Below are 21,535 nucleotides of genomic sequence, written 5' to 3'. Positions count from 1 at the left end.
GACGTCACCGGCCTCCGCCGATCGTCTCCCGTGCCGCTCGCAGCGATTCCTTGAGGGACCCCATGGTGGCGAGTACGGCGGTCGGCTCGTAGCCGCAGTGCGCCATGCAGTTCGCGCAGCGCGGGTCCTTCCCCCGGCCGTACTTGTCCCAGTCGGTCTCCTCGATCAGCTCCCGGTAGGTGGGGACGTATCCGTCGCTCATCAGGTAGCAGGGCCGCTGCCAGCCGAAGAGCGAGTAGTTGGGGATGGCCCAGGCCGTGCAGGGGAAGTCGGCCTTGCCCTCCAGGAAGTCCAGGAAGAGCGGGGAGTGGTTGAGCCTCCAGCGGCTGCGGTTACCGCCGGCGAAGGACTTCTTGAAGAGCTCGCGGGTCTGCTCGACCCCCAGGAAGTGCTCCTGGTCGGGGGCCTTCTCGTAGGCGTACGCCGGCGAGATCATCATCTCGTCGACCTTCATCTCGTCATTGAGGAAGTTCAGCACCTCGATGACGGTCTGCGGGGTGTCGGTGTTGAAGAACGTGGAGTTGGTGGTGACCCGGAAGCCGCGCCGCTTGGCCTCCTTCATCGCCTCCACCGCCTCGTCGAAGACGCCTTCCTTGGCGACCGACTCGTCGTGCCGCTCGCGCAGCCCGTCGATGTGCACGGCGAAGGCGAAGTAGGGCGACGGGGTGAACTTGTCGAGCTTCTTACGCATCAGCATGGCGTTGGTGCAGAGGAAGACGTACTTCTTCTTCGCCACCAGCTGGCGCACGATCTCGTCGATCTGCGGGTGCATCAGCGGCTCGCCGCCGGCGATGGAGACCATCGGGGCGCCCGACTCCAGCACCGCCCCGACCGCCTGCGCGACCGGCATGCGCTGCTTGAGCACTCCGGCGGGGTGCTGGATCTTCCCACAGCCCTCGCACGCGAGATTGCAGGCGAACAGGGGCTCCAATTCGACGATCAGCGGAAACTTCTCCCGCTTGCGGAGCTTCTGTTCGAAGAGATACGTCGCAACCTTGATGGACTGACGGAGCGGCATGGCCATCTGGGCTCACCTCCTGGGGAGCAGCAAAGATCGGTGCCATTCATGAAAAGCCGGAAGGACAGCACGGAGAACACGGAATGCCGATATTCCACCGCGGACCGTCCCGATACGGACGAGCTCATGCTCTGGAGCGTCCACGACCACCCGTACGGCGGCAACCGGGCGTGGCCCCGTGCGTACGGCGGTGCGAAGGGTGGCGGCGGACTCCATGTCCACCGCGATGGCCCCGGTGGCCCGGAGCCCGGCCCGCTCGGGGCCCCGGACGACGTGTCCGGAGCCGTTGAGCGGGCCGGTGTGGACCGTACGGCCGGGCACGGCCCTGACCAGCGCGTCGACCAGCAGGCCGGTACCGGTGCAGGCCGTGGTGCCGCCGGAGTCCCGGGTCTCCTCGGCCACCACGAGGTCACCCGGGTGCATGCCGGGTTCGAGCCCGGCGCAGAAGCCGGAGGCGATGACGGCGGTGCCCCCGGCGCCGTCCTGCCCCAGTGCCAGCCGGACGGCGTTCTCCGCGGCCCTGGGGCCCATCCCCGACCTGATGATGCTCACCGGGCCGGGTCCCGGGACACCGCCGCTCCGCCCGGTGCGCAGGGCGAAGCGCTCGATGCCGAGGGCGCAGGCGATCAGCAGCGGAGTGGTGGGGCCGGGCGGTTCCTGTGAACCCCCCATCGCCTCAGGCCCCCTTGCCGGTGTCCGCGCCGGCGGCGGTGGCGAAGGGGTCCCCGTAGACGTACCGGCCGAGCGCGGTGAGGGGGAAGACCTGCCGGTACAGGTGGTAGTTGATGGAGAAGTCCCACGGGAAACCGGTCCCGGTGAAGTGCGGCTCGTCCCAGGAGCCGTCCGCCTGCTGTGTCTCCGCCAGCCAGGCGACGCCCCGCTCCACGGACCGGCTCTCCCGCTCCCCCGCGGCCAGGAGCGCGAGGAGCGCCCAGGCGGTCTGGGAGGCGGTCGAGGCACCGTGGCCGATCCACTTCTCCTCGCGGTAGGAGCGCAGGTCCTCGCCCCAGCCACCGTCGTCGTTCTGGACGGAGGTCAGCCAGTCGACGGCCCGGCGCACCGAGGGGTGCGCGGCCGGCAGCCCGGCCGCGATGAGGGCGGGCACCACCGAGCCCGTCCCGTAGATGTAGTTGACGCCCCACCGGCCGAACCAGGCGCCGGTCGCCTCCTGTTCGGCGAGCAGCCACTCGATGCCCCGGCGGGTACGAGGGTGCCGGGACCGCCCCTCGACGGCGAGCATCTCCACCACATGGCCGGTGACGTCGGCCGACGGCGGGTCGATGACCTCCCCGAAGTCGCAGAACGGGAGCCGGTTGGGGAACGGGCTGGTGTTGTCCGCGTCGAAGGCTCCCCAGGCGCCGTTGCGTGACTGCATGCCGAGGTTCCAGCGGACTCCGCGTTCGATGGCCGCCTCGACCCGGGCGGGGTCGGGGTGGCGGACGCGGCGCAGCGCCAGGACGACTTCCGCGGTGTCGTCGATATCGGGGTAGTTGTCGTTGTGGAACTCGAACGCCCAGCCGCCCGGGGCCAGTTCGGGCTTGCGTACGGCCCAGTCGCCGGGCCGTACGATCTCCTCGCCGAGCATCCAGTCGGCCGCCTTCACAAGGGCGGGGTGGTCCGGTCTCACCCCCGCGTCGGCGAGAGCGATGGTGGCGAGGCAGGTGTCCCAGACCGGGGACTGGCAGGCCTCCACCATGCGGGCGCCGTCCTCTCGCCAGACCGTGAAGCGGTCGAGCGATTCGAGTCCCGCCCGCATCACCGGATGGTCGAGGTCGTAGCCGAGCAGGTGCAGGGCGATGACCGAGTACACCGCGGGGGGCTGGATGCCGCCCCAGCAGCCGTCGTTCTCCTGCCGTTCGATGATCCAGCGGGCGGCGGCGTTCATGGCGGTACGCCGCAGTCTGCGCGGCGCCACCTTGTGGTACAGGTGCAGCGCCTTGTCGAGCCGCTGGAAGACGCCGTCCCAACTGGCGGCGGGAGCAGCGGGCTTGGGGGGATTGGGGCACGCCGGGTCGGTGTGCAGTTCGTCCAGGGCGAAGGGGGCGGGACGCACGGGCCGCTTCGCGGACACGATGGTGAGCGGTACGATGGTCTGACGGGCCCAGCAGCCGAAGTCGTAGATGTTGAGCGGCACCCACTTCGGGAAGAACATCAGCTCGGGCGGGAGTTCCGGCAGGTCGTCCCACTTCCACCAGCCGAAGAGCGCCAGCCAGATCCGGGTGAAGACCCGGGATTCCGCGATGCCGCCCTGCTCTCTGACCCAGCCCGCGGCCCGTCTCATGTGCGGGTCGTCCGGCCGGTCCCCGGCGAGCCGCAGCGCCACGTACGCCTCGATGGTGGCGGAGAGGTCGGGCGGCCCCTCGTAGAAGGTGTTCCAGGTGCCGTCGCCCATCTGCTCGCCCCGGATGAAGCGGGCGGCGGCCTTCACGGTGTCCGGGTCCTGGATGCCCAGGAACTGACGGAGCAGCAGGTCCTCCGCGTCCATGGTGACGTTGGTGGCGAGGTCGCCCTTCCACCAGCCCTGCTCGTCCTGCCTGCCGAGGAGGTGCTCCACCGAGCGTTCCGCGGCTCTTCGCGCGACGGCCGAGATGTCGTCCGTGGCGATGGTTGGTTCGGTCGGATCGCCTGCCGGGACTGCGCGGAGGTTCGCGGCCCCGGTGCTTCCGTCGGTCGTCGCTGTCATGGCTTCCCCTTCGTGCAGTCTGGTCCTCTGCTGTGCTGGGGTCTCCGTCGGCGGGCGCCCCGTGGGGCGCCCGCCGGCGACTGCGAGTCATATCTGGATGGTCATCATCTCTTTCGTACGACCACGAAGTCGGCGAGCTCGGTGAGCTGCGCCCGGACTCGTTCCGGCATGTCGACGCCGTGCAGCGCCTCGATGGCTACGGTGTGCTGACGGCGGGCTTCCTGGGCGGTCCACTCGCGGCCGCCCGCCTCCTCGATGAGTGCCGCGCGGGCGGCGAACTCCTCTTCGGAGAAGCTGTCGAAGTCGCTGCTCTTGGCGTCGGCGGCGAGCAGCTCGCCCAGACGCTCCGAGGCCGGTCCGCCCGCGGCGAGCGCGGCCACGACGGGCAGGGACTTCTTGCGCTGACGCAGATCGCTCCACGTCTGCTTGCCCGTGGACTCCGGGTCGCCCCAGATCCCGAGCAGGTCGTCGACGGCCTGGAAGGCGAGGCCGAGGTGGTAGCCGTACGACTCCAGGATGTCGGCGGTACGGTCGTCGGCTCCGCCGAGCACGGCGCCGATGGAGACGGCGCAGGCGAGCAGGGCGCCCGTCTTGTTGCCCTCCATCTCCAGGCACTCCTCGACGGTGACCCGCTCGCGGTGCTCGTAGGAGATGTCCTGGGCCTGACCGTCGATCAGCTTGCGGCTGGCCGTGGTCAGCCGGCGGGCGGCCCGCCCGGCCTCGACGGTGCCGAGCTCCAGCAGGATCTCGTTGGCCAGCGCGAACAGCGCGTCGCCGACGAGGATCGCCTGGGCGGGGCCGTGCACCTTCCACACGGTGTCGCGGTGACGGCGCTGTTCGTCGCCGTCCATCAGGTCGTCGTGCAACAGCGAGAAGTTGTGCACGAGTTCGACAGCTACGGCTCCGGGGATCCCCGCCTCTGCGGGGGCGCCGGCCGCTTCCGCGGACAGCAGGGCCAGCGCGGGACGCACGGCCTTGCCTCCGTCGCCGTCGGCGGGCCGGCCCTGGGCATCGATCCAGCCGAAGTGATAGGCCGCGACGGTGTCCATGGGCGGCGCCAGCCGGTCCACGGCAGCTCGCAGCACCGGCGCTGACAGGGCCCTTCCACGCTCCAGAAGCGCGGTGACGTCCGCGGTGTCCACCACGGTGTCGTAAGCCGGATTCGCCGGGGTCACAGACTCTCCTCTTGTTCCGGTGGTACTGCTCATGCCGCCTCCTGCAGCGGATGTTCGTGTGGCCTGCCGAGGGCCTGGAGCGCGGCGTCCGCGGCGCTGAAACCGCTGCGGACGGCGCCCTCCATCGTGGCGGGCCAGCCCGTGGCGGTCCATGCCCCCGCCAGGAGCAGCCCGGGTGCGCGCGTCCGTGCGCCCGGCCGCAGGCGGCCCACGCCCGGCGCGGGTGCGAAGGTCGCGGTGCGTTCCCGGGTGACGAAGAAGTCGCGGATCCCGGCGCCGCGGGCCGCCGGCAGGAGCCGCTCCAGTTCGGGCAGGTAGCGCTTGCGCAGCTCGGCGACGGGCAGGTCGATCTCGTCCTGCGCCGCGGACTGGGAGACCGCGACGTACTGCCCGGCGCCCTGGAGGCCGGAGGACTCCGTGCGGTCGAAGACCCACTGCACGGGTGAGCCGATCGCGGCGAAGAACGGTCTGCGCAGCACCTTGCGGTCGTAGACGACGTGCACGTTCAGGATCGGCGAGTCGGTGAGGTCGAGCAGCCGGCCGGGGTCGTCGAACGCGCCCTCGGGCAGCAGCCGGTGGGTCTCCCCCTGGGGCACGGCGAGGACGACGGTGTCCGCCTCGAACCGTTCCCCGTCGGTCCCGACGGTCCAGCGGCCGTCCTCGGCGCGGGTGAGGGAGGCGGCGCGGGTCCGCACATGGATCTCGACCCCGGCCGATTCGAGCGCCTTGCGGGCGAGGGTGTCGTGGAGGTCCCCGAGCGGCACGGCGGCCCAGCCGATGTCGGCGGCACCGGACTCGGAGAGCAGTCCCGTCTTGAACACCTTCGCGGCCAGCGCCATGGAGGCGTTCGGCGCGGTGGCGTTGAGCGTGGCGACGCCGACCAGGTCCCACAGCGCCTCGATGGTGCGGTCGGACTGGCCCTGGCGGCGGAGCCAGGTCGCGAAGTCGATGCCGTCGAGTGCGGGATCGGCGGGGTCGAGACGGCCCAGCGCCAGCGCGGCTCGGGCGACGCCGGCCTTCTCCGCGAGGGAGAGGTGCGGGTAGGCGGCGAGTCCGCCGGCGAGGTGCAGCGGGACGGGCAGCCCGGTGCGGCGCAGCCGTCCCAGCCTCGGTCCCGCGGGCCGGCCCACGTCGAGGACGGGCACGTCGAGACGGTCCTGCAACGGTGCGAGATGGGCGCCCTCGATGCGGTCCAGGAACCAGCGGTAGGCGGTGCAGCAGCGCAGGTACACGTGCTGGCCGTTGTCGACGGACAGGTCGCCGCGCCGGAAGGAGAAGGCGAGACCGCCGAGCCGGGGGCGGCCTTCGAGCAGGGTCACGTCGAGCCCCGCGTCGGCGAGGCGCAGCGCCGAGGTGACGCCCGCGAGTCCGCCGCCGACGACCACCGCCCGGGAGGACCGGGGGTTCCGGCCGGTCATGCCTGCTCCCTTCGCCGTGTCGTCGCAGAGAGGGACGCGCCCCTGCGTCCGGGGGTTGCCCGCTCCGTACGTCGGATCGGACCCGTCATCAGACCCTCCCCCTGGCCGTCCGGCGTGAGATGTACCGCGCGTCGAGGCCCGAGAGGCCGCGCACCGCAACGTACGCCTTCTCGTGGCCGGGCAGCGAGACCCTGCCGCGCAGGACCGCCTCGGGATCGCGTTCGATCCGGTCCAGGAGCCGGCGGTAGATGCCGGCCATGGCCGCCACGCAGGCACCGCTGCGGCGGTCCAGCATGGGCAGCAGCCGGTAGCCCTCGGCGAAGAGCGCCCGGGCGCGCCGTACCTCGAAGTGCACCAGGCCGGCGAAGTCGGACCCGGGCGGCGGGGTGGCCCGGTGGAAGCCGGCGGAGCAGCCGAACTTCGCGAGGTCGTCGGCGGGCAGGTACGTACGCCCGTTGCCCGCGTCCTCGCGGACGTCGCGCAGGATGTTGGTGAGCTGGAGCGCGAGGCCGAGGGTGTCGGCGTACTCCGCGGCGCGCTCGGCGCCGGGGGCGCCCGCTTCGGTGCCGAAGACGCCCAGGCTGAGGCGCCCGATGGCACCCGCGACGCACCGGCAGTACGTCTTGAGGTCGGCCCACGTCTCGTACGTCGCGCCGCGCACGTCCATCAGCACGCCGTCGATGAGCTCGTCGAGGCCCCCGAGCGGCAGCGGGAACCGGTGGGCGGCGTCGGCCAGCGCGACCGCGACCGGGTCGGTGTCGTCCTCGTCGACGGCGTTGTCCCGGATCCGGCCGAGCAGTCCCCTGGTCTCCTCCAGCCGGGTGTGCTTCGTCTCCGGATCCAGCTCGCCGTCGCCGATGTCGTCGACCCGACGGGAGAAGGCGTACAACGCCGACATGGCCTGCCGCTTCTCGTACGGCAGCAGTCGGATGCCGTACGCGAAGTTGCGGGCCTGCTGTCCGGTGACGGCCTCGCAGTAGCTGTACGCGGCCTGTACCGGTGCCGACATGTACGTCGTCTGTCCCTCCACGGTCCGGTTCACCCCTCTCTGTGCGCTCTTCGCAGGACGTGGCCCACTTCGCGCAGCAGTCCGGGCGCGGTGGGCTTGGGCGGTCCGGGCAGTACGTCGAAGCTGGCGGCGGTGACCGCGGCGAGGGCGGCACGTCCGCCGCCGACGAATCCGGCGAGGAGCAGCCTGAGCCGTCCGTGGACGCTGCCCACCAGCGGGATGCCCTCGTCCAGCAGACCGCGGGCGCGCTCCGTCTCGAACGCGACCAGGGAGCGCACCGCCGCGCCCGCGGACGGCGCCGCCAGGTCGCTCTCGCGGACGTGGAAGCGGGCCATGTCGTCGGCGGGCAGATAGATCCGGTCGCGGCCGAGGTCCTCGGCGACGTCCTGGAGGTGTTCGGCGATCTGCAGGGCGGTGCAGACGGCGTCGGAACGGCGGATCCGTTCGGGGCTCGCGGTGCCGGTGATCTGGAGGACGAGGCGGCCGACGGGGTTGGCGGAGAGCTCGCAGTAGGCGAGCAGGTCCGCGTAGGTCCCGTAACGGCGGACCTTCTGGTCCTGCCGGTTGGCCTCGACGAGCCCGAGGAAGGGTTCGGGGGTGAGCGCGCAGCGCCGCACGGTGGGGCGCAGGGCGCGCATCAGGGGGTGCCGCGGGCCGTCGCCGACCTGCGAGAAGATGCGGTGGAGATCGGCTTCGAGGGCGTCCAGCGCGGCGGGACGGTCCTCTTCCTGTCCGGGTTCGAGTCCGAGACCGCGGGCGTCGGCGCCGCCGGGCGCCAGGTCGCCGTCACCGATGTCGTCGACCAGACGGGCGAAGCCGTAGACGGCCATCAGGTCGTCGCGCCAGGCGCGGGGCAGGAAGAAGGGGGCCACGGGGAAGTTCTCGTCGGCGGCCTTGTCCAGCGTGGCGGCGGGGTCGGCGGGCGCCTGCCGGGTACGGGTCACTGCGATCCACCCGACGCGGGGACGGCGAAACCACGTCGGAGCTGGAGATTTTCCATCATTGCCGTCATATCTCCCGTTCTACACTGCCGACCCAAAACATCCCTTTTCGGACACGCCGCTCGTCCGGCCGAGTGCGATGTGGACACAACGGGCGAAGCGCGGGGGCGTATCACCCCACATGGCCGCGAATCGGCACCGTCCCAGCTTACGTTGTACAGCTCACAAGCCCGCGCCGGGGGGCAGCGCGCCCTCGTGCAACACATCGGCCGCCGTCAACCTTCCCCGGATCCGGGTCAATTGACGTCATCCGTCGGGAGGAGATCCACCCCGGGCGCCTACCGCCCCGGTGGGCCCTCGTCACCGCGACGCGCACACCGCAGGGCCCCCGCCGGACGGCGGGGGCCGCACGCACACGACGGTTACTTGCCCGTCTCCCGCTCGTAGGCCTTCAGCACCTCTTCGGTGGGGCCGTCCATCAGGAGCTCGCCCTTCTCGAGCCACAGCACGCGGTCACAGGTCTCCCTGATCGTCGTGTTGTTGTGGCTGACCAGGAAGACGGTGCCGGCCTCCTTGCGCAGCTCGCGGATCCGCTGCTCGGAGCGGACCCGGAACTTGCGGTCACCGGTGGCCAGCGCCTCGTCGATCATGAGGACGTCGTGGTTCTTGGCGGCCGCGATCGAGAAGCGCAGCCTGGCCGCCATGCCGGAGGAGTACGTCCGCATGGGCAGCGTGATGAAGTCGCCCTTCTCGTTGATCCCGGAGAAGTCCACGATGTCCTGGTACCGCGTGCGGATCTCCTCGCGGCTCATGCCCATCGCGAGGCCGCCGAGGACGACGTTGCGCTCCCCGGTCAGGTCGCTCATCAGGGCCGCGTTGACACCCAGCAGCGACGGCTGGCCGTCGGTGTACACCTTGCCGTGCTCGGTCGGCAGCAGACCGGCGATGGCCCGCAGCAGGGTGGACTTGCCGGAACCGTTGGTGCCGATGAGGCCGATGGCCTGCCCTCGGTACGCGGTGAAGGAGACGCCCCGCACCGCGTGCACCTTGCGCACACCGCGTGGCTCGCCCTTGCCGCGCCGCATGATCCGGCTCAGTGCCGCCGTGGCGCTGCCCTTGCCGCCGCCCGTGCCGTTGACGCGGTACACGATGTGCACGTCGTCCGCGATCACGGTGGGGATGTGTCCCTGGGACGATTCCTCAGCCACGGCCGTACCGTTCCTCTGCCTTCCAGAAGTACACGAAGCCCACGACGCCCACCACGAGCGCCCAGGCGAGCCCGACGGCCCAGACGTGCTGCGGCAGGTTCTCCGAGCCGTAGCCGTCGATCAGCGCGAAGCGGACCAGGTCCATGTAGATGGCCGCCGGGTTGTACTGCAGCACGTCGGCGATCCACTGCGGCTTGCCCTCCAGCATCACGGGGATGGAGAACATCACGCCCGAGCCGTACATCCAGGTGCGCATGATGAACGGCATCAGCTGGGCGAGGTCGGGGGTCTTGCTGCCCAGCCGCGCCATGACGAGTGCCAGGCCGGTGTTGAACAGGAACTGCAGGGCCAGGGCCGGGACGATGAGCAGCCAGGACAGGGACGGGTAGCTGCCGAAGCCCACCGCCACGGCGAACAGCACGATCATCGAGTACAGCAGCTGCTGGAGCTGCTGGAGCGAGAACGAGACGGGCAGCGAGGCGCGGGGGAAGTGGAGCGCCCGGACCAGGCCGATGTTGCCGGAGATGGAACGCACCCCCGCCATGACCGAGCTCTGGGTGAAGGTGAAGACGAAGACCCCGGTCACCAGGAAGGGGATGAAGACCTCCTGGCTCATCCCCCGGTTGGTCTCCAGGATCAGGCCGAAGATCAGGAAGTAGACCATGGCGTTCAGCAGCGGCGTGGCCACCTGCCACAGCTGGCCGAGCTTGGCCTGGCTGTACTGAGCGCTCAGCTTCGCCCTCGAGAACGCCAGGATGAAATGCCGACGGCCCCAGAGCTGACGGATGTACGCGAACAGCCCTGGCCGGGCGCCGCTGACCGTCAAGCCGTACTTGGCGGCCAGCTGGGACGCGCTCAGTCCCTCGTCGGCGGACGGCGGGCTGCTCAGCGCAATCCCGCCGTCGTGGGTCGTGTCACTCACAGTTAAGAACTCTCGTCTTCACGATGCGCAGCAGGTCGTGGTCGCGGCCAGGGCGGACAGGTTCCCCGTACGGAATGAATACGGCTCATGGTCTCAGAGGAGAGCCTCTCAGATCACCGGCGGCCGGCCCAGTCTGGTCAGCCGCCATACCGTACGCCACCTCATCGGGCGCCGGGGTCCGCAGGGCGTGGTCCAGCCTTCCCGGAAGCCCCCGAACCATGCCTTGAGGGCGGGCAGGGAGGGCCTGCGGACCAGCGTGAGGAGCAGCCAGACGCCGACGTACAGGGGGACCAGCGGCGCGGGCAGGTTCCGGCGGGCGAGCCAGACGCGGTTGCGGGCCACCATGCGGTGGTAGACCGCGTGCCGTGACGGGGCGGTGGTGGGGTGGTTGAGCACCATGTCCGCGCGGTAGTCGATCATCCAGCCGGCGTCGAGGGCCCGCCAGGCGAGGTCGGTCTCCTCGTGCGCGTAGAAGAACTCGCCAGGGAGCGGGCCGGCCTCGGCGATCACCTGGCTGCGCACCGCGTTCGCGCCGCCGAGGAACGTCGTGACGCGGGAGGAGCGCATCGGGTCGGAGGCGCGCAGCCGCGGCACGTGCCGGCGCTGGGTGACCCCGGTCTCCGGGTCCGCGATGCGGAAGGTGATGATGCCGAGCTTCGGGTCCGCCTCGAACGCCTGCCGGCAGAGCTCGGCGGTGTCGGTGTTCGGCAGGTGCCCGTCGTCGTCGAGGAAGAGCAGGACGTCCACATCGGCTCCGGACGGGCCGAACGCCTCGATGCCGACGTTGCGGCCGCCCGGGATCCCCAGGTTCTCGGGCAGCTCGACGGTCCGTACGCCCGGGGGGACGTCGGGGACCGGGGCGCCGTTGCCGACGACGACCACCTCGATCCGGTCGCCGTCCTGCCCTGCGACCGAGTCGAGGAGGGCGCGCAGTTCGTCGGGCCGGTTGCCCATGGTGATGATGACCGCGCCGAGTTTCATGGGAGAGCTCACTTCAGCCTGCTGGACGCCAGGATCGACACCAGGTGCAGGACGGTCTGGAGAAGGGCGATGCCGGCCATGACCGCGACCGCGAAACGGCTGAAGAAGAGGTCGTCCCTGACGGTGTCGAGCACGGCTGCCACGAGGATCACGAAGGACGCCTCGATGCCGAGGATCAGCCGGTGGAACTTGAGCGCGCCGGCCGCCCGGCGGGCCAGCGCCATGCCGGAGGAGCGGGGCTCGGACGCGGCCTCCTTGACGGGCGGCAGCCCGCCCTGGTGGCGGGCGACCCCGACGAGGTCGGTCTCGGCCTTGATCAGGATGGCGCCGAGCGCGGCGAGCGTGCCCAGGAAGGCCCACAGCCAGTCGATGCGTCCGGGGCCCCACAGGTCGGCGGCGCGCAGGCCGAAGCCGACCAGCACGGCCGCGTCGCAGAGGTAGGCGGCCACCCGGTCCAGGTAGACCCCGCCCAGGGAGTACTGCTTCTTCCACCGGGCCACCTCGCCGTCGACGCAGTCGAACAGCAGGTAGCCCTGGACGGCGAGCACGCCGAGCACGGCGCCCGGGATGCCCGGGACCAGCAGGGCGGGAGCCGCGAGCACACCGGCGACGGTCATCACGTAGGTCAGCTGGTTCGGCGTGATCCTCGTCGTCACCAGGCGCCGGGTGATGCGCAGCGAGACCTCGCGCATGTAGAGACGGCCCGCCCAGTGCTCGCCACTGCGCCGGTCCTTCACGCCCGGGGGGTGCACGACCGGACGGAGTTCAGCTATGGATGGCTTTTGCATAGTCGGCGTACGCGTCCCTGATCTGGTCGGTGGACAGGTTGAGGTGTTCCAGGATCGTGAAGCGTCCCGGGCGCGTCTGCGGGGCGTAGTCGACGGCCCGTACGAACTCGTCGGCGGTGAAGCCGATCTCGTCGGGCAGCACCGGCAGCCCGTGGCGCCGCAGGACGGAGGCCATGTGCAGCGCGTCCTCGTGGGCGCCCCGCAGGTGCATGGCGAAGCAGGCGCCGAGGCCGACCTGCTCGCCGTGGCTGGCGGCGCGCTTCGGGTACAGCAGGTCGAAGGCGTGGTTGATCTCGTGGCAGGCGCCCGAGGCGGGCCGCGAGTCACCGGCGATCGACATCGAGATGCCGGTCAGGACGAGTCCCTCGGCGAGCACCTTGAGGAAGGCGTCGCCGCCGATCCCGCCGGGGTGGCGCAGCACGGCCTCGCCGGCCTGCCGGGCCATGGCGGCCGCGAGCCCGTCGATGTCCTCGCCCTGGACCTCGTGGGCGAGCTCCCAGTCGGCGACGCAGGAGATGTTGGAGACGGCGTCGCCGATGCCCGAGCGCACATAGCGCGCGGGGGCCTCACGGATGACGTCGAGGTCGATGACCACGGCGATCGGGGTGGGGACGCCGTAGGAGCCCCGCCCGTTGTCGTTGTCCAGGGTCGCGACCGGCGAGCAGAGCCCGTCGTGGGACAGGTTCGTCGCGACGGCGACCATGGGCATGCCCACGCGCGCCGCGGCGTACTTCGCCACGTCGATGATCTTGCCGCCGCCGAGGCCGACCACGGCGTCGTAGCGGTTGCCCTTGATGCCGTCGGCGAGCCGCACCGCGGAGTCGATCGTGCCGTCGGCGACCGGGTACCAGTCGGCACCCGGCAGCACCGGGGCGAGCCGCTCGCGCAGGGCACGGCCGGAGCCTCCGCTGATCGCGATGGCGAGCTTGCCCGAGGCGGAGATCCGCTGGTCGGCGAGGAGACCGGCCAGATCGTCCATCGCGCCGCGCCGGATGTCGACGACGACCGGGGACGGGATGAGGCGGGTCAGTACAGGCACGCGATCTCCCTGCCCCTGGCGAGGTCGTCGTGGTTGTCGATCTCCACCCACGTCACCTCGCCGATGGGCGCGACGTCGACGGTGAAGCCGCGGTTCACCAGCTCCTGGTAGCCGTCCTCGTAGTAGAGGTCGGGGTCGCGCTCGAAGGTGGTCCGCAGCGCGTCGGCGAGCTCCTCGGCGGCCTCGGGCTCGATGAGGGTGACGCCGATGTACTCGCCGGTCGCGGTGGCCGGGTCCATCAGCTTGGTGATGCGCCGGACGCCCTTGCCGTCCTCGGTGATGACCTTCATCTCCTCGTCGGCGAGGTTCTTCACCGTGTCGAGGGCGAGGATGATCTTCTGGCCCTTGCCGCGCGCGTCCAGGAGGGTCTTCTCGACGGAGACCGGGTGCACGGTGTCGCCGTTGGCGAGGATGACGCCCTTCTTCAGCACCTCACGGGCGCACCAGAGGGAGTAGGCGTTGTTCCACTCCTCGGCCTTGTCGTTGTCGATGAGCGTCAGCTTCACGCCGTACGTCGCCTCGAACTCGGCCTTGCGGGCGTAGACCGCCTCCTTGCGGTAGCCGACGACGACCGCGACCTCGGTGAGTCCGACCTCGGCGAAGTTGGCCAGCGTGAGGTCCAGGACCGTCTTCTCGCCGTCCACCGGCACCAGGGCCTTGGGCAGCGTGTCCGTGTAGGGACGCAGACGGCGTCCGGCACCGGCAGCCAGTACGAGGCCGATCATGCGAGTTCTCCTTCGTCGTGTACGGCGGGGGCCGAGGAGGACACCCAGAAGCGGATGGACTCCACGAGCACCACCAGAGCCACGGCGGCCGCGAGCGCGGTGAGGGCCGTGGTGAAACCTGAACCGTGGATCAGTACGGCGGCGAGTACGGCCACGACCAGGGTCCGGCCCTCGTGCCCGCCGATGGTGCGCACCAGCCACCGGGGCGGCGCTCCGGTGCCGCCCCGGATGCGGTACACCGTGTCGTAGTGATGGTAGGCGACCGCCGAAACCAGGCCGAATGCCGCGGGGACGGCGTGCGGGACGTCGCTGCGGGCGGCCAGCACGAGGACCGTGCAGTACTCGGCGGCACGGAAGACCGGCGGTACGAGCCAGTCGAGCGCGCCCTTGAGCGGCCGTGAGACGGCGAGCCCGGAGAGGATCGCGTACACCGCTGCGGCGCCCACGGTCAGCCAGTCGCCGTACGGGGCGAACAGCGCGGCGGCGACCATGACGGCGGCGCCGGCGAACGCCAGGAGCGGGGCCGTGAAGCCGCCGCCCGGGCGTCGGAGCACGGCGGCGACACCCTGGGCGAGGGGTCCCGAGTCGGCGAGGTCGGCCAGCGCCAGGGCGGCGCGGTCGGTGCGCTGCGCCTTGCGGGTCAGCGAGCGCAGCAGCCGGCCCGCGGTGGTGTAGCAGGCGGCCAGGGCGCAGCCGACGAGCAGGGCGTAGAAGACGATCCGGGGTGTGGTCACGGCGGTGAGCACGGCGATCATGGCCCAGCGTTCACCGATGGGCAGGACTATCATCCGGCGCAGCCAGACCGTCCAGCCGACGCTGTCGAGCTTGTCGGAGAGCGCGGCGGTGGGGCTCGTGTTGGAGACCGCGTCGTGGTTGGCCTCGTTGAACGAGAAGTCGACGACGTGGCGGCAGGCCTGGAGCACCATCGCGCCGAGGGCGAGCACCCAGACGTCGTCACCGCCGCGGGCCGCCCCGAGGGCGAGGCCCGCGTAGTACGCGTACTCCTTGGCCCGGTCGAAGGTGGCGTCCAGCCAGGCCCCCATCGTCGAGTACTGGAGCGAGTAGCGGGCGAGCTGCCCGTCGGTGCAGTCCAGGACGAAGGAGAGGAGGAGCAGCACCCCGGCCGCGATGTAGCCGCCGCGGGTGCCGGTCGCCGCGCTGCCGGCCGCGATGAGCGCGGTGATCAGCGACGCGGTGGTGACCTGGTTCGGGGTGAGGCCCCGGCGGGCGCACCAGCGGGCGATGTAGCGGGAGTACGGGCTGATGAAGAACGTGGTGAAGAAGCCGTCGTGGGCCTTGACCGCGCTGCGCAGCCGTACGGCCTCGTCGTCGACGGCGGACACGGCGGTCTCGGCGGCGCTCCGCTCCTCCGGGCCGGTGGGCACCGTGGCCGTGAGCGAGCCGAGCTCGGGGCGTTGTACGGGGGTGCCCTCCGCGTCCAGTGCCACGGCCAGCCGGCCGGGCACGGTGCGCTCCTCGGTGACGGGTCCGGCGCCGTGGGGCGCGACGGGGCTCCCGGCACCGACGGCGGTCACGGCCCGCTGGAGGGCGCGCAGCAGCGCGGGACGGGCCTCGGGCTGCGCGGTGAGCGCCCCGGGGATCGACGCGGCGGCGAAGCGGGGGTCGGTGAGTCCGAGCCTGAGCGCGTGGACATGACCGACGAAACGGGGGTCCACGAGCGCGACGCGCCTGCTCGCGGGGACTGCGGCGAGCAGCTCGGCGGCCTCGGAGGCGTCGGCTGCGGCAGTCACGTCGAAGCCGAGCGACCGCAGATCGTCCTCGAGCGACGATCCGGGTACCGGCGCACCGGTGAGGATGGCGGTCGACAGACGAACTCACTCCTTGGGGCGCTGACGGGAACGGCGCGCGGACAAGCGGCCCGGAGGTGGGCCGGCGGCACGTCGGCTGAGGCTATCGGATGAACGGAAGACCGAGTTCACCGCCCGTTTGTGCTCCGTTCGGGCGAATCGGCCATCATGCGGCGCCGTTCGCGATCATCATCGTCGATCAACGCCTCGCGCCACAAACCGCGTCCGGACAGCACATAGGCTGAGGGGTATGACGTGGTTGATCACAGGCGGGGCCGGTTACATCGGGGCACATGTGGCGAAGGCCATGACGGGGGCAGGGGAGAAGGTCGTCGTCCTCGACGACATCTCGTCGGGCATCGAGGCGCGGCTGCCCGCCGACGTCACGCTGGTCCGCGGCTCGGCCTCGGACCGTGAGGTGCTCGACCGGGTTCTGGCGGAGCACGGCGTGACGGGTGTGGTGCACCTCGCGGCGAAGAAGCAGGTCGGCGAGTCCGTCGAGAAGCCGCTGCTCTACTACCGGGAGAACGTGACCGGGCTCGGCGTGCTGCTGGAGGCCGTCGTGGCGGCCGGTGTGCGGCGTTTCCTCTTCTCGTCGTCCGCGGCGGTGTACGGGGTTCCGGACGTGGACCTGATCACGGAGGAGACGCCCTGCGCGCCGATCAACCCGTACGGGGAGACCAAGCTCGCCGGGGAGTGGCTGGTGCGCGCGACGGGGCGGGCCCACGGCATCTCGACGGCCTGTCTGCGGTACTTCAACGTGGCCGGGGCCGCCGAGCCCGAGCTGGCCGACACGGGCGTCTTCAACGTCGTGCCGATGTTCTTCGACCGGCTGACGCGGGGCGAGACCCCGCGGATCTTCGGTGACGACTACCCGACGCCGGACGGCACCTGTGTACGCGACTACATCCACGTCGCCGACCTGGCGGACGCGCATCTCGCCGTCGCCGCGCACCTCGACAGGAGCGCGGACGGCGGCGACCTCACCGTGAACATCGGCCGGGGCGAGGGTGTGTCGGTGCGCCGGCTCGCCGAGCTGGTGGGCGAGGTCACGGGGCTGCCCGCGGAGCCCGTGGTCGAGCCGCGGAGGCCCGGGGACGCGGCCCGCGCGGTCGCCTCGGCCGCCCGGATGACCGAGGAGCTGGGCTGGACGGCACGCCGGGGCATGCGCGAGATGGTGGAGTCGGCCTGGGAGGGCTGGTGCCTGCGCCACCCGGAGGCCCGCGCCGCGCGGTGACCCGCCGCGCCCCGAGGCTCTGACCTGCGAACGTTTCCGCAGGTCAGAGCACATGACAACGGTGTTCAGTGCCGTGTTGCCCCGTACCCCTCCCCCGTAGTTCACTGGCCGCATCGGGCAGGCACGCCCGTGCTGTCCGAGGGACACGACGGGACACGACGGGTTGCGGAGGCGTTCGTATGGGGGCTGGCCACGATCACGGGCATACGCACGGAGGGCCGCCCCCGACGGGAACGGCGGCCGCCGCATACCGGGGCAGGCTCCGGGTCGCCCTGACGATCACGCTCGGCGTCATGGTCATGGAGATCGTGGGCGGACTGCTCGCCGACTCCCTCGCCCTGATCGCCGACGCGGCCCACATGGCGACGGACGCCCTGGGGCTGGGCATGGCCCTGCTGGCCATCCACTTCGCCAACCGGCCGGCGGGCCCCAACCGCACCTTCGGCTTCGCCCGTGCGGAGATCCTCGCGGCGCTGGCCAACTGTCTGCTGCTCCTGGGCGTCGGCGGCTATCTGGTCTTCGAGGCCGTCGAGCGCTTCATCACCCCGGCCCAGACCAGGGGCGGGCTGGCCATCGCGTTCGCCGCCGTCGGCCTGGTCGCCAACGTCGTCTCGCTGTCCCTGCTGATGCGCGGGCAGCGGGACAGCCTCAATGTGCGGGGTGCCTATCTCGAGGTCGTCGCGGACACGCTCGGCTCGATGACGGTGCTCGTGTCGGCGGGCATCATCATGGCGACCGGCTGGCAGGCCGCCGACCCCATCGCCTCGCTGCTCATCGGCCTCATGATCGTCCCCCGTACGGTGAAGCTCCTGCGGGAGACGCTCGACGTACTGCTGGAGTCGGCGCCCAAGGGGGTCGACATGGACGAGGTGCGCGCCCACATCACGGCCCTGCCGGGGGTGCTGGACGTCCACGACCTGCACGCCTGGACGATCACCTCGGGCATGCCCGTGCTCTCCGCCCATGTGGTCGTGCACCAGGAGATGCTGGACTCCATCGGCCACGAGAAGCTCCTGCACGAACTCCAGGGCTGCCTCGGCCACCACTTCGACGTCGAGCACTGCACCTTCCAGCTGGAGCCCAGCGGGCACGCGGAGCACGAGGCGCGGCTCTGTCACTGAGCCGCCGGGGCGCCGTCGCCCGGTGCTAAGGTCTGCGGCGTGTCTCCGAGCCCGGAGCCCGTGGGGAGAGAAGGAGCTGAGGTCGATGACGGTCGTCACGACGGCTGCCCTGTGCAGCGATCGGTCCTTCCTCGTCTCCCGGGTCACCGGCTGACCGCTCGGCACTTCCCACGCCGCGTCGGCCGGGGCCCTCTCTTCCAAGGGTTCCCGTCTTGACCGACCACACGTACGACGCCTTCTTCGCACTGCATCACCGGCTGCCCCGGCAGAACCCCGGTTCCGATGCCACCACCCGTCGGCTGCTCTCCCTCACGGGCCCGCGGCCGGACCGCCCCCGCGTCCTCGACCTGGGCTGCGGCCCGGGCAGGGCCGCCCTGCTGCTCGCCGCCGAGGCGGGCGCCGAGGTGACGGCGGTCGATCTGCACCAGCCGTTCCTCGACGAGCTCACCGAGGCCGCCGAGGCCCGCGGGCTCGGCGACCGGATCCGTACCGTCAGGGCCGACATGACGGACCTCGACGGGTCCTGCTTCGCCGACGGGTCCTACGACCTCGTCTGGGCCGAGGGTTCCGCGTACATCGTCGGATTCGACACCGCGCTGCGGGACTGGCGGCGGCTGCTCGCCCCCGGCGGCACGATGGTGATCACCGAGTGCGTCTGGACCACCGGCTCCCCGTCGGCGGGGGCGCGCGCCTTCTGGGACCGGCACGCCTCGCTGCGCCCCGTCGCGGGGAACACCGCGGCGGCCGTGGAGGCGGGCTTCCACGTACTCGGGGTGCTGGTGCAGCCCGACAGCGACTGGGACGAGTACTACGTCCCGCTGGCCGGGCGGGCCGCCGCCGCGGATCCCTCGGCTCCCGGCATGCCCGAGGCCCTCGCGGCGACCCACGAGGAGCTGGAGGTACGCCGCCGGTACGGCGCGGAGTACGGCTACGCCGGCTATGTGCTGCGCCCCTTCGATCCCCGCTGGAGGACCCGGCCCGAGACGGCCGCCGACCACGCGGCGGTGCGCGCCGTCGTCGCGGCGGCCTTCCCGACCCGGGACGAGGCCGATCTGGTCGACGCCCTGCGCACCGACCCCGACGCCTGGCTGCCCGGTCTGTCGTACGTGGCCGAGGCTCCGGACGGTTCGGTGGCGGCCCATGCCCTGCTCACCCGGTGCCGGGTCGGGGACGGCCCGGCGCTCACGCTGGCCCCGGTGGCGACCGCGCCGGACCACCGGCGCCGGGGTGCCGGTCGTGCGGTGGTCCGGGCGGCGCTGGACGCCGCGCGACTGCGCGGGGAGTCACTCGTCCTGGTGCTCGGGCATCCGGAGTACTACCGGGCCCTCGGTTTCGTGCCCGCGTCGAAGTTCGGGATCAGGCCCGGGTTCGAGGTCCCCGACGAGGCGATGATGGCGCTGGTCCTGGACGGTTCGGCGCCGGTTCCCGGTGGCACGATCCGCTACCCGGCGGCCTTCGGGGTCTGACGCGCTGTCCGTCCCGCCACGCCCCCGGGACCGGGGCGGGGCGGACATGCCAGCACCCGTAGTGCAGACAAGCGGCTTTTGTACGGCAGACTTGACCGGACTCGAGGGGTCCGGCGCACGAGGCCGGGAACCAAAGCGAAGGATGGGTATGCCGACCACACCAGCCACCGCGGCGAACAGCTCGTCGAACGGCACAGCAGACGCGATCATGCTCGAACTGGTCGATGAGAACGGCACCACCATCGGCACCGCGGAGAAGCTGGCGGCGCACCAGGCCCCCGGCCAGCTGCACCGGGCGTTCTCCGTCTTCCTCTTCGACGAGCAGGGGCGGCTGCTGCTGCAGCGCCGCGCGCTCGGCAAGTACCACTCCCCCGGCGTGTGGTCGAACACGTGCTGCGGCCATCCGTACCCGGGAGAGGCGCCGTTCGCGGCCGCCGCCCGGCGTACGTACGAGGAGCTGGGCGTCTCGCCCTCGCTGCTCGCCGCGGCGGGCACGGTCCGCTACAACCACCCGGACCCCATGTCGGGCCTGGTGGAGCAGGAGTTCAACCACCTGTTCGTCGGCCTGGTGCAGGAGCGGCTGCGGCCGGACGAGGAGGAGGTCGGCGAGACGGCCTTCGTGACCGCGGCGGAGCTCGCGGAGCGGCACGCCGCCGCGCCGTTCTCGGCGTGGTTCATGACGGTGCTGGACGCCGCGCGGCCCGCGGTCAGGGAGCTGACGGGGCCGTCCGCGGGCTGGTGAGTCCGCACACCGGGCAGGGGGCGGTCAGAGCTGCGCCTTCAGGGGCAGCGCCGCCCAGATGATCTTGCCGCCGCCCGCGGTGTGCTCCACGTCGCAGGTGCCGCCCGCCTCGGCGGTGATCTCGCGCACCAGGAGCAGCCCGCGGCCGCCGGTCTGCGCGTAGTCGGTGACCAGCGCGGTGGGGCGGTAGGGGTGGTTGTCCTCGACGGAGACCCTGATCCACTCCGCCCCGATGGCCACCTCGACCGCCAGCTCGGGCGAGAGCAGGGCCGCGTGCCGGACCGCGTTGGTGACCAGCTCCGACACGATCAGCAGCAGCCCGTGGAGGATGTCGTCCTCTACGGGTACGCCCTGCCGGCCGATCAGGTCCCTGACCGCGCGCCGGGCCTGCGGCACCGAGACGTCGACGGCGGGGGCGGTGAAGCGCCACACCCCCTCGTACGACACGGGATGGGCCGGGACACTCCCACGGCTCTCCATAGACCGCCACCCGCTCTCGACTCGCATTTCGCTGACCCTCGAGTAATGAGTGTCGGGAAGAGCGTGGTCCGGACCACAGCTCTGACCACAAGTGGTCTCTTCTCGACGCAATTTGACCGAGTGGGTATGACAGCGTCAGGTGATTGGACTACTTCTCGTCTTCTTCGGGCGTCATCTGGTCCGTCACCAGACTGACGACCCGTCGCCCGCCCACCCCGATCGCGATCAGTCCGAGCCCGTCGAAGAGCAGCGCCAGGGAGAAGAAGCAGCCGAGCACGTAGAGACTGCTGTGCGGCCAGTCGAAGAGCACCAGCAGCCCCAGCAGGAGCCCGAAGGCCCCCTGCAGCAGGGTCCAGCCGAACTGGGGACCGCGTACGACGACGCTGCCGACCAGCCGGAACACCCCGCCGGTGAGGAAGAGCAGCGCGGCGAACATCGTCAGCGTCTCCGCCGTGCCCTCCGGGTGCTTGAGGACGACGACTCCGGCGGCGATGTTCAGCGCGGCGACCACCACGCCGAGCCAGAAGTAGGCGGTGCCGCGGGCCTGGACCGCGTGCAGGAGACCGACGAGCCCGCCGACGAGCAGCAGCCAGCCGAACAGGATCATCGAGGTGAGGGTGGCGACACCGGTGTAGACGAGGCCGACGAGCCCCGCGACGGCCAGCAGGGCGCCGAGCAGGGCCAGCACGCCGAAGCTCCGGCTGAGCTTCCTGCCCTCGGTCGTGGGTCCGGCCATCGACAGCTCCTCACGGTGCGTGTCCGCTTCGCGACCCC

General features: G+C 71.4%; 20 protein-coding genes. 4 read left to right on the top strand and 16 right to left on the bottom strand.

The annotated features are described in order from the left end of the window. Nucleotides 1-4 precede the first annotated feature (4 nt). From hpnH to ACZ607_RS32080, 14 genes are all read right to left on the bottom strand, one after another. The gene (gene hpnH, locus ACZ607_RS32145) at nt 5-1,024 is read right to left on the bottom strand and encodes an adenosyl-hopene transferase HpnH (protein WP_469740762.1); all 1,020 of its coding nucleotides are present in this window, start codon (nt 1,022-1,024) and stop codon (nt 5-7) included. 6 nt (nt 1,025-1,030) lie between these two features. Further along, the gene (locus tag ACZ607_RS32140) at nt 1,031-1,690 is read right to left on the bottom strand and encodes a phosphorylase family protein (protein WP_469740760.1); all 660 of its coding nucleotides are present in this window, start codon (nt 1,688-1,690) and stop codon (nt 1,031-1,033) included. 4 nt (nt 1,691-1,694) lie between these two features. Continuing rightward, on the bottom strand, nt 1,695-3,701 hold the full coding sequence (gene shc, locus ACZ607_RS32135) for a squalene--hopene cyclase (RefSeq protein WP_469740758.1): 2,007 nt from the start codon (nt 3,699-3,701) through the stop codon (nt 1,695-1,697). A gap of 104 nt (nt 3,702-3,805) precedes the next feature. Beyond that, on the bottom strand, nt 3,806-4,909 hold the full coding sequence (locus ACZ607_RS32130) for a polyprenyl synthetase family protein (RefSeq protein WP_469740756.1): 1,104 nt from the start codon (nt 4,907-4,909) through the stop codon (nt 3,806-3,808). Continuing rightward, nucleotides 4,906-6,294 carry a hydroxysqualene dehydroxylase HpnE gene (hpnE, locus tag ACZ607_RS32125; RefSeq protein WP_469740753.1) on the bottom strand — a complete coding sequence of 463 codons (1,389 nt, stop codon included), beginning with the start codon at nt 6,292-6,294 and terminating at the stop codon, nt 4,906-4,908. The genes ACZ607_RS32130 and hpnE overlap by 4 nt, the downstream gene beginning before the upstream one ends. Nucleotides 6,295-6,382: 88 nt before the next feature. After that, complete coding sequence (gene hpnD / locus ACZ607_RS32120; RefSeq protein WP_469740751.1) at nt 6,383-7,303, bottom strand: presqualene diphosphate synthase HpnD; 921 nt, start codon at nt 7,301-7,303, stop codon at nt 6,383-6,385. A gap of 29 nt (nt 7,304-7,332) precedes the next feature. Further along, nucleotides 7,333-8,247 carry a squalene synthase HpnC gene (gene hpnC / locus ACZ607_RS32115; RefSeq protein WP_469740749.1) on the bottom strand — a complete coding sequence of 305 codons (915 nt, stop codon included), beginning with the start codon at nt 8,245-8,247 and terminating at the stop codon, nt 7,333-7,335. 419 nt (nt 8,248-8,666) lie between these two features. Further along, entirely contained in the window at nt 8,667-9,452 is a 786-nt protein-coding gene (locus ACZ607_RS32110; protein WP_469740747.1) for an ABC transporter ATP-binding protein, read from the bottom strand. Next, nucleotides 9,445-10,374, bottom strand: coding sequence for an ABC transporter permease (locus tag ACZ607_RS32105; RefSeq protein ID WP_469740745.1), 930 nt, complete (start codon nt 10,372-10,374; stop codon nt 9,445-9,447). The genes ACZ607_RS32110 and ACZ607_RS32105 overlap by 8 nt, the downstream gene beginning before the upstream one ends. A 108-nt stretch (nt 10,375-10,482) precedes the next feature. Continuing rightward, nucleotides 10,483-11,355 (bottom strand): glycosyltransferase family 2 protein, encoded by an 873-nt coding sequence (locus ACZ607_RS32100; protein WP_469740743.1) that lies wholly within the window; start codon nt 11,353-11,355, stop codon nt 10,483-10,485. A gap of 8 nt (nt 11,356-11,363) precedes the next feature. Next, a complete protein-coding gene (locus ACZ607_RS32095) occupies nt 11,364-12,143 on the bottom strand; it encodes a CDP-alcohol phosphatidyltransferase family protein (RefSeq protein WP_469740741.1) in 780 nt (259 codons plus the stop codon). Continuing rightward, complete coding sequence (locus ACZ607_RS32090) at nt 12,121-13,182, bottom strand: iron-containing alcohol dehydrogenase family protein (RefSeq protein ID WP_322982618.1); 1,062 nt, start codon at nt 13,180-13,182, stop codon at nt 12,121-12,123. The genes ACZ607_RS32095 and ACZ607_RS32090 overlap by 23 nt, the downstream gene beginning before the upstream one ends. Continuing rightward, nucleotides 13,170-13,907, bottom strand: coding sequence for a phosphocholine cytidylyltransferase family protein (locus ACZ607_RS32085; protein WP_469740738.1), 738 nt, complete (start codon nt 13,905-13,907; stop codon nt 13,170-13,172). The genes ACZ607_RS32090 and ACZ607_RS32085 overlap by 13 nt, the downstream gene beginning before the upstream one ends. Then, the gene (locus ACZ607_RS32080) at nt 13,904-15,658 is read right to left on the bottom strand and encodes a DUF5941 domain-containing protein (RefSeq protein ID WP_469740736.1); all 1,755 of its coding nucleotides are present in this window, start codon (nt 15,656-15,658) and stop codon (nt 13,904-13,906) included. Before ACZ607_RS32080 ends, ACZ607_RS32085 begins: the two co-directional genes overlap by 4 nt. A gap of 307 nt (nt 15,659-15,965) precedes the next feature. Here ACZ607_RS32080 and galE point away from each other — a divergent pair, with 307 nt between their 5' ends. From galE to idi, 4 genes are all read left to right on the top strand, one after another. Further along, the gene (gene galE, locus ACZ607_RS32075; protein WP_469740734.1) at nt 15,966-16,952 is read left to right on the top strand and encodes a UDP-glucose 4-epimerase GalE; all 987 of its coding nucleotides are present in this window, start codon (nt 15,966-15,968) and stop codon (nt 16,950-16,952) included. 179 nt (nt 16,953-17,131) lie between these two features. Continuing rightward, complete coding sequence (locus tag ACZ607_RS32070; RefSeq protein WP_469740732.1) at nt 17,132-18,073, top strand: cation diffusion facilitator family transporter; 942 nt, start codon at nt 17,132-17,134, stop codon at nt 18,071-18,073. A 212-nt stretch (nt 18,074-18,285) separates the two neighbouring features. Beyond that, nucleotides 18,286-19,539 (top strand): GNAT family N-acetyltransferase, encoded by a 1,254-nt coding sequence (locus tag ACZ607_RS32065; RefSeq protein ID WP_469740730.1) that lies wholly within the window; start codon nt 18,286-18,288, stop codon nt 19,537-19,539. Nucleotides 19,540-19,687: 148 nt separating this feature from the next. Beyond that, nucleotides 19,688-20,281 carry an isopentenyl-diphosphate Delta-isomerase gene (idi, locus tag ACZ607_RS32060; protein WP_124275907.1) on the top strand — a complete coding sequence of 198 codons (594 nt, stop codon included), beginning with the start codon at nt 19,688-19,690 and terminating at the stop codon, nt 20,279-20,281. A gap of 24 nt (nt 20,282-20,305) precedes the next feature. Here idi and ACZ607_RS32055 read toward each other — a convergent pair whose 3' ends face one another. Then, complete coding sequence (locus ACZ607_RS32055) at nt 20,306-20,761, bottom strand: ATP-binding protein (protein ID WP_469740727.1); 456 nt, start codon at nt 20,759-20,761, stop codon at nt 20,306-20,308. 148 nt (nt 20,762-20,909) lie between these two features. Next, on the bottom strand, nt 20,910-21,497 hold the full coding sequence (locus ACZ607_RS32050; RefSeq protein WP_469740725.1) for an HdeD family acid-resistance protein: 588 nt from the start codon (nt 21,495-21,497) through the stop codon (nt 20,910-20,912). Nucleotides 21,498-21,535 lie beyond the last annotated feature (38 nt).

It is taken from the genome of Streptomyces sp. NPDC104381, from assembly GCF_055583745.1.
Note: the sequence above shows the minus strand (reverse complement) of the source record. Positions and strands in the feature narration are given on the sequence as shown.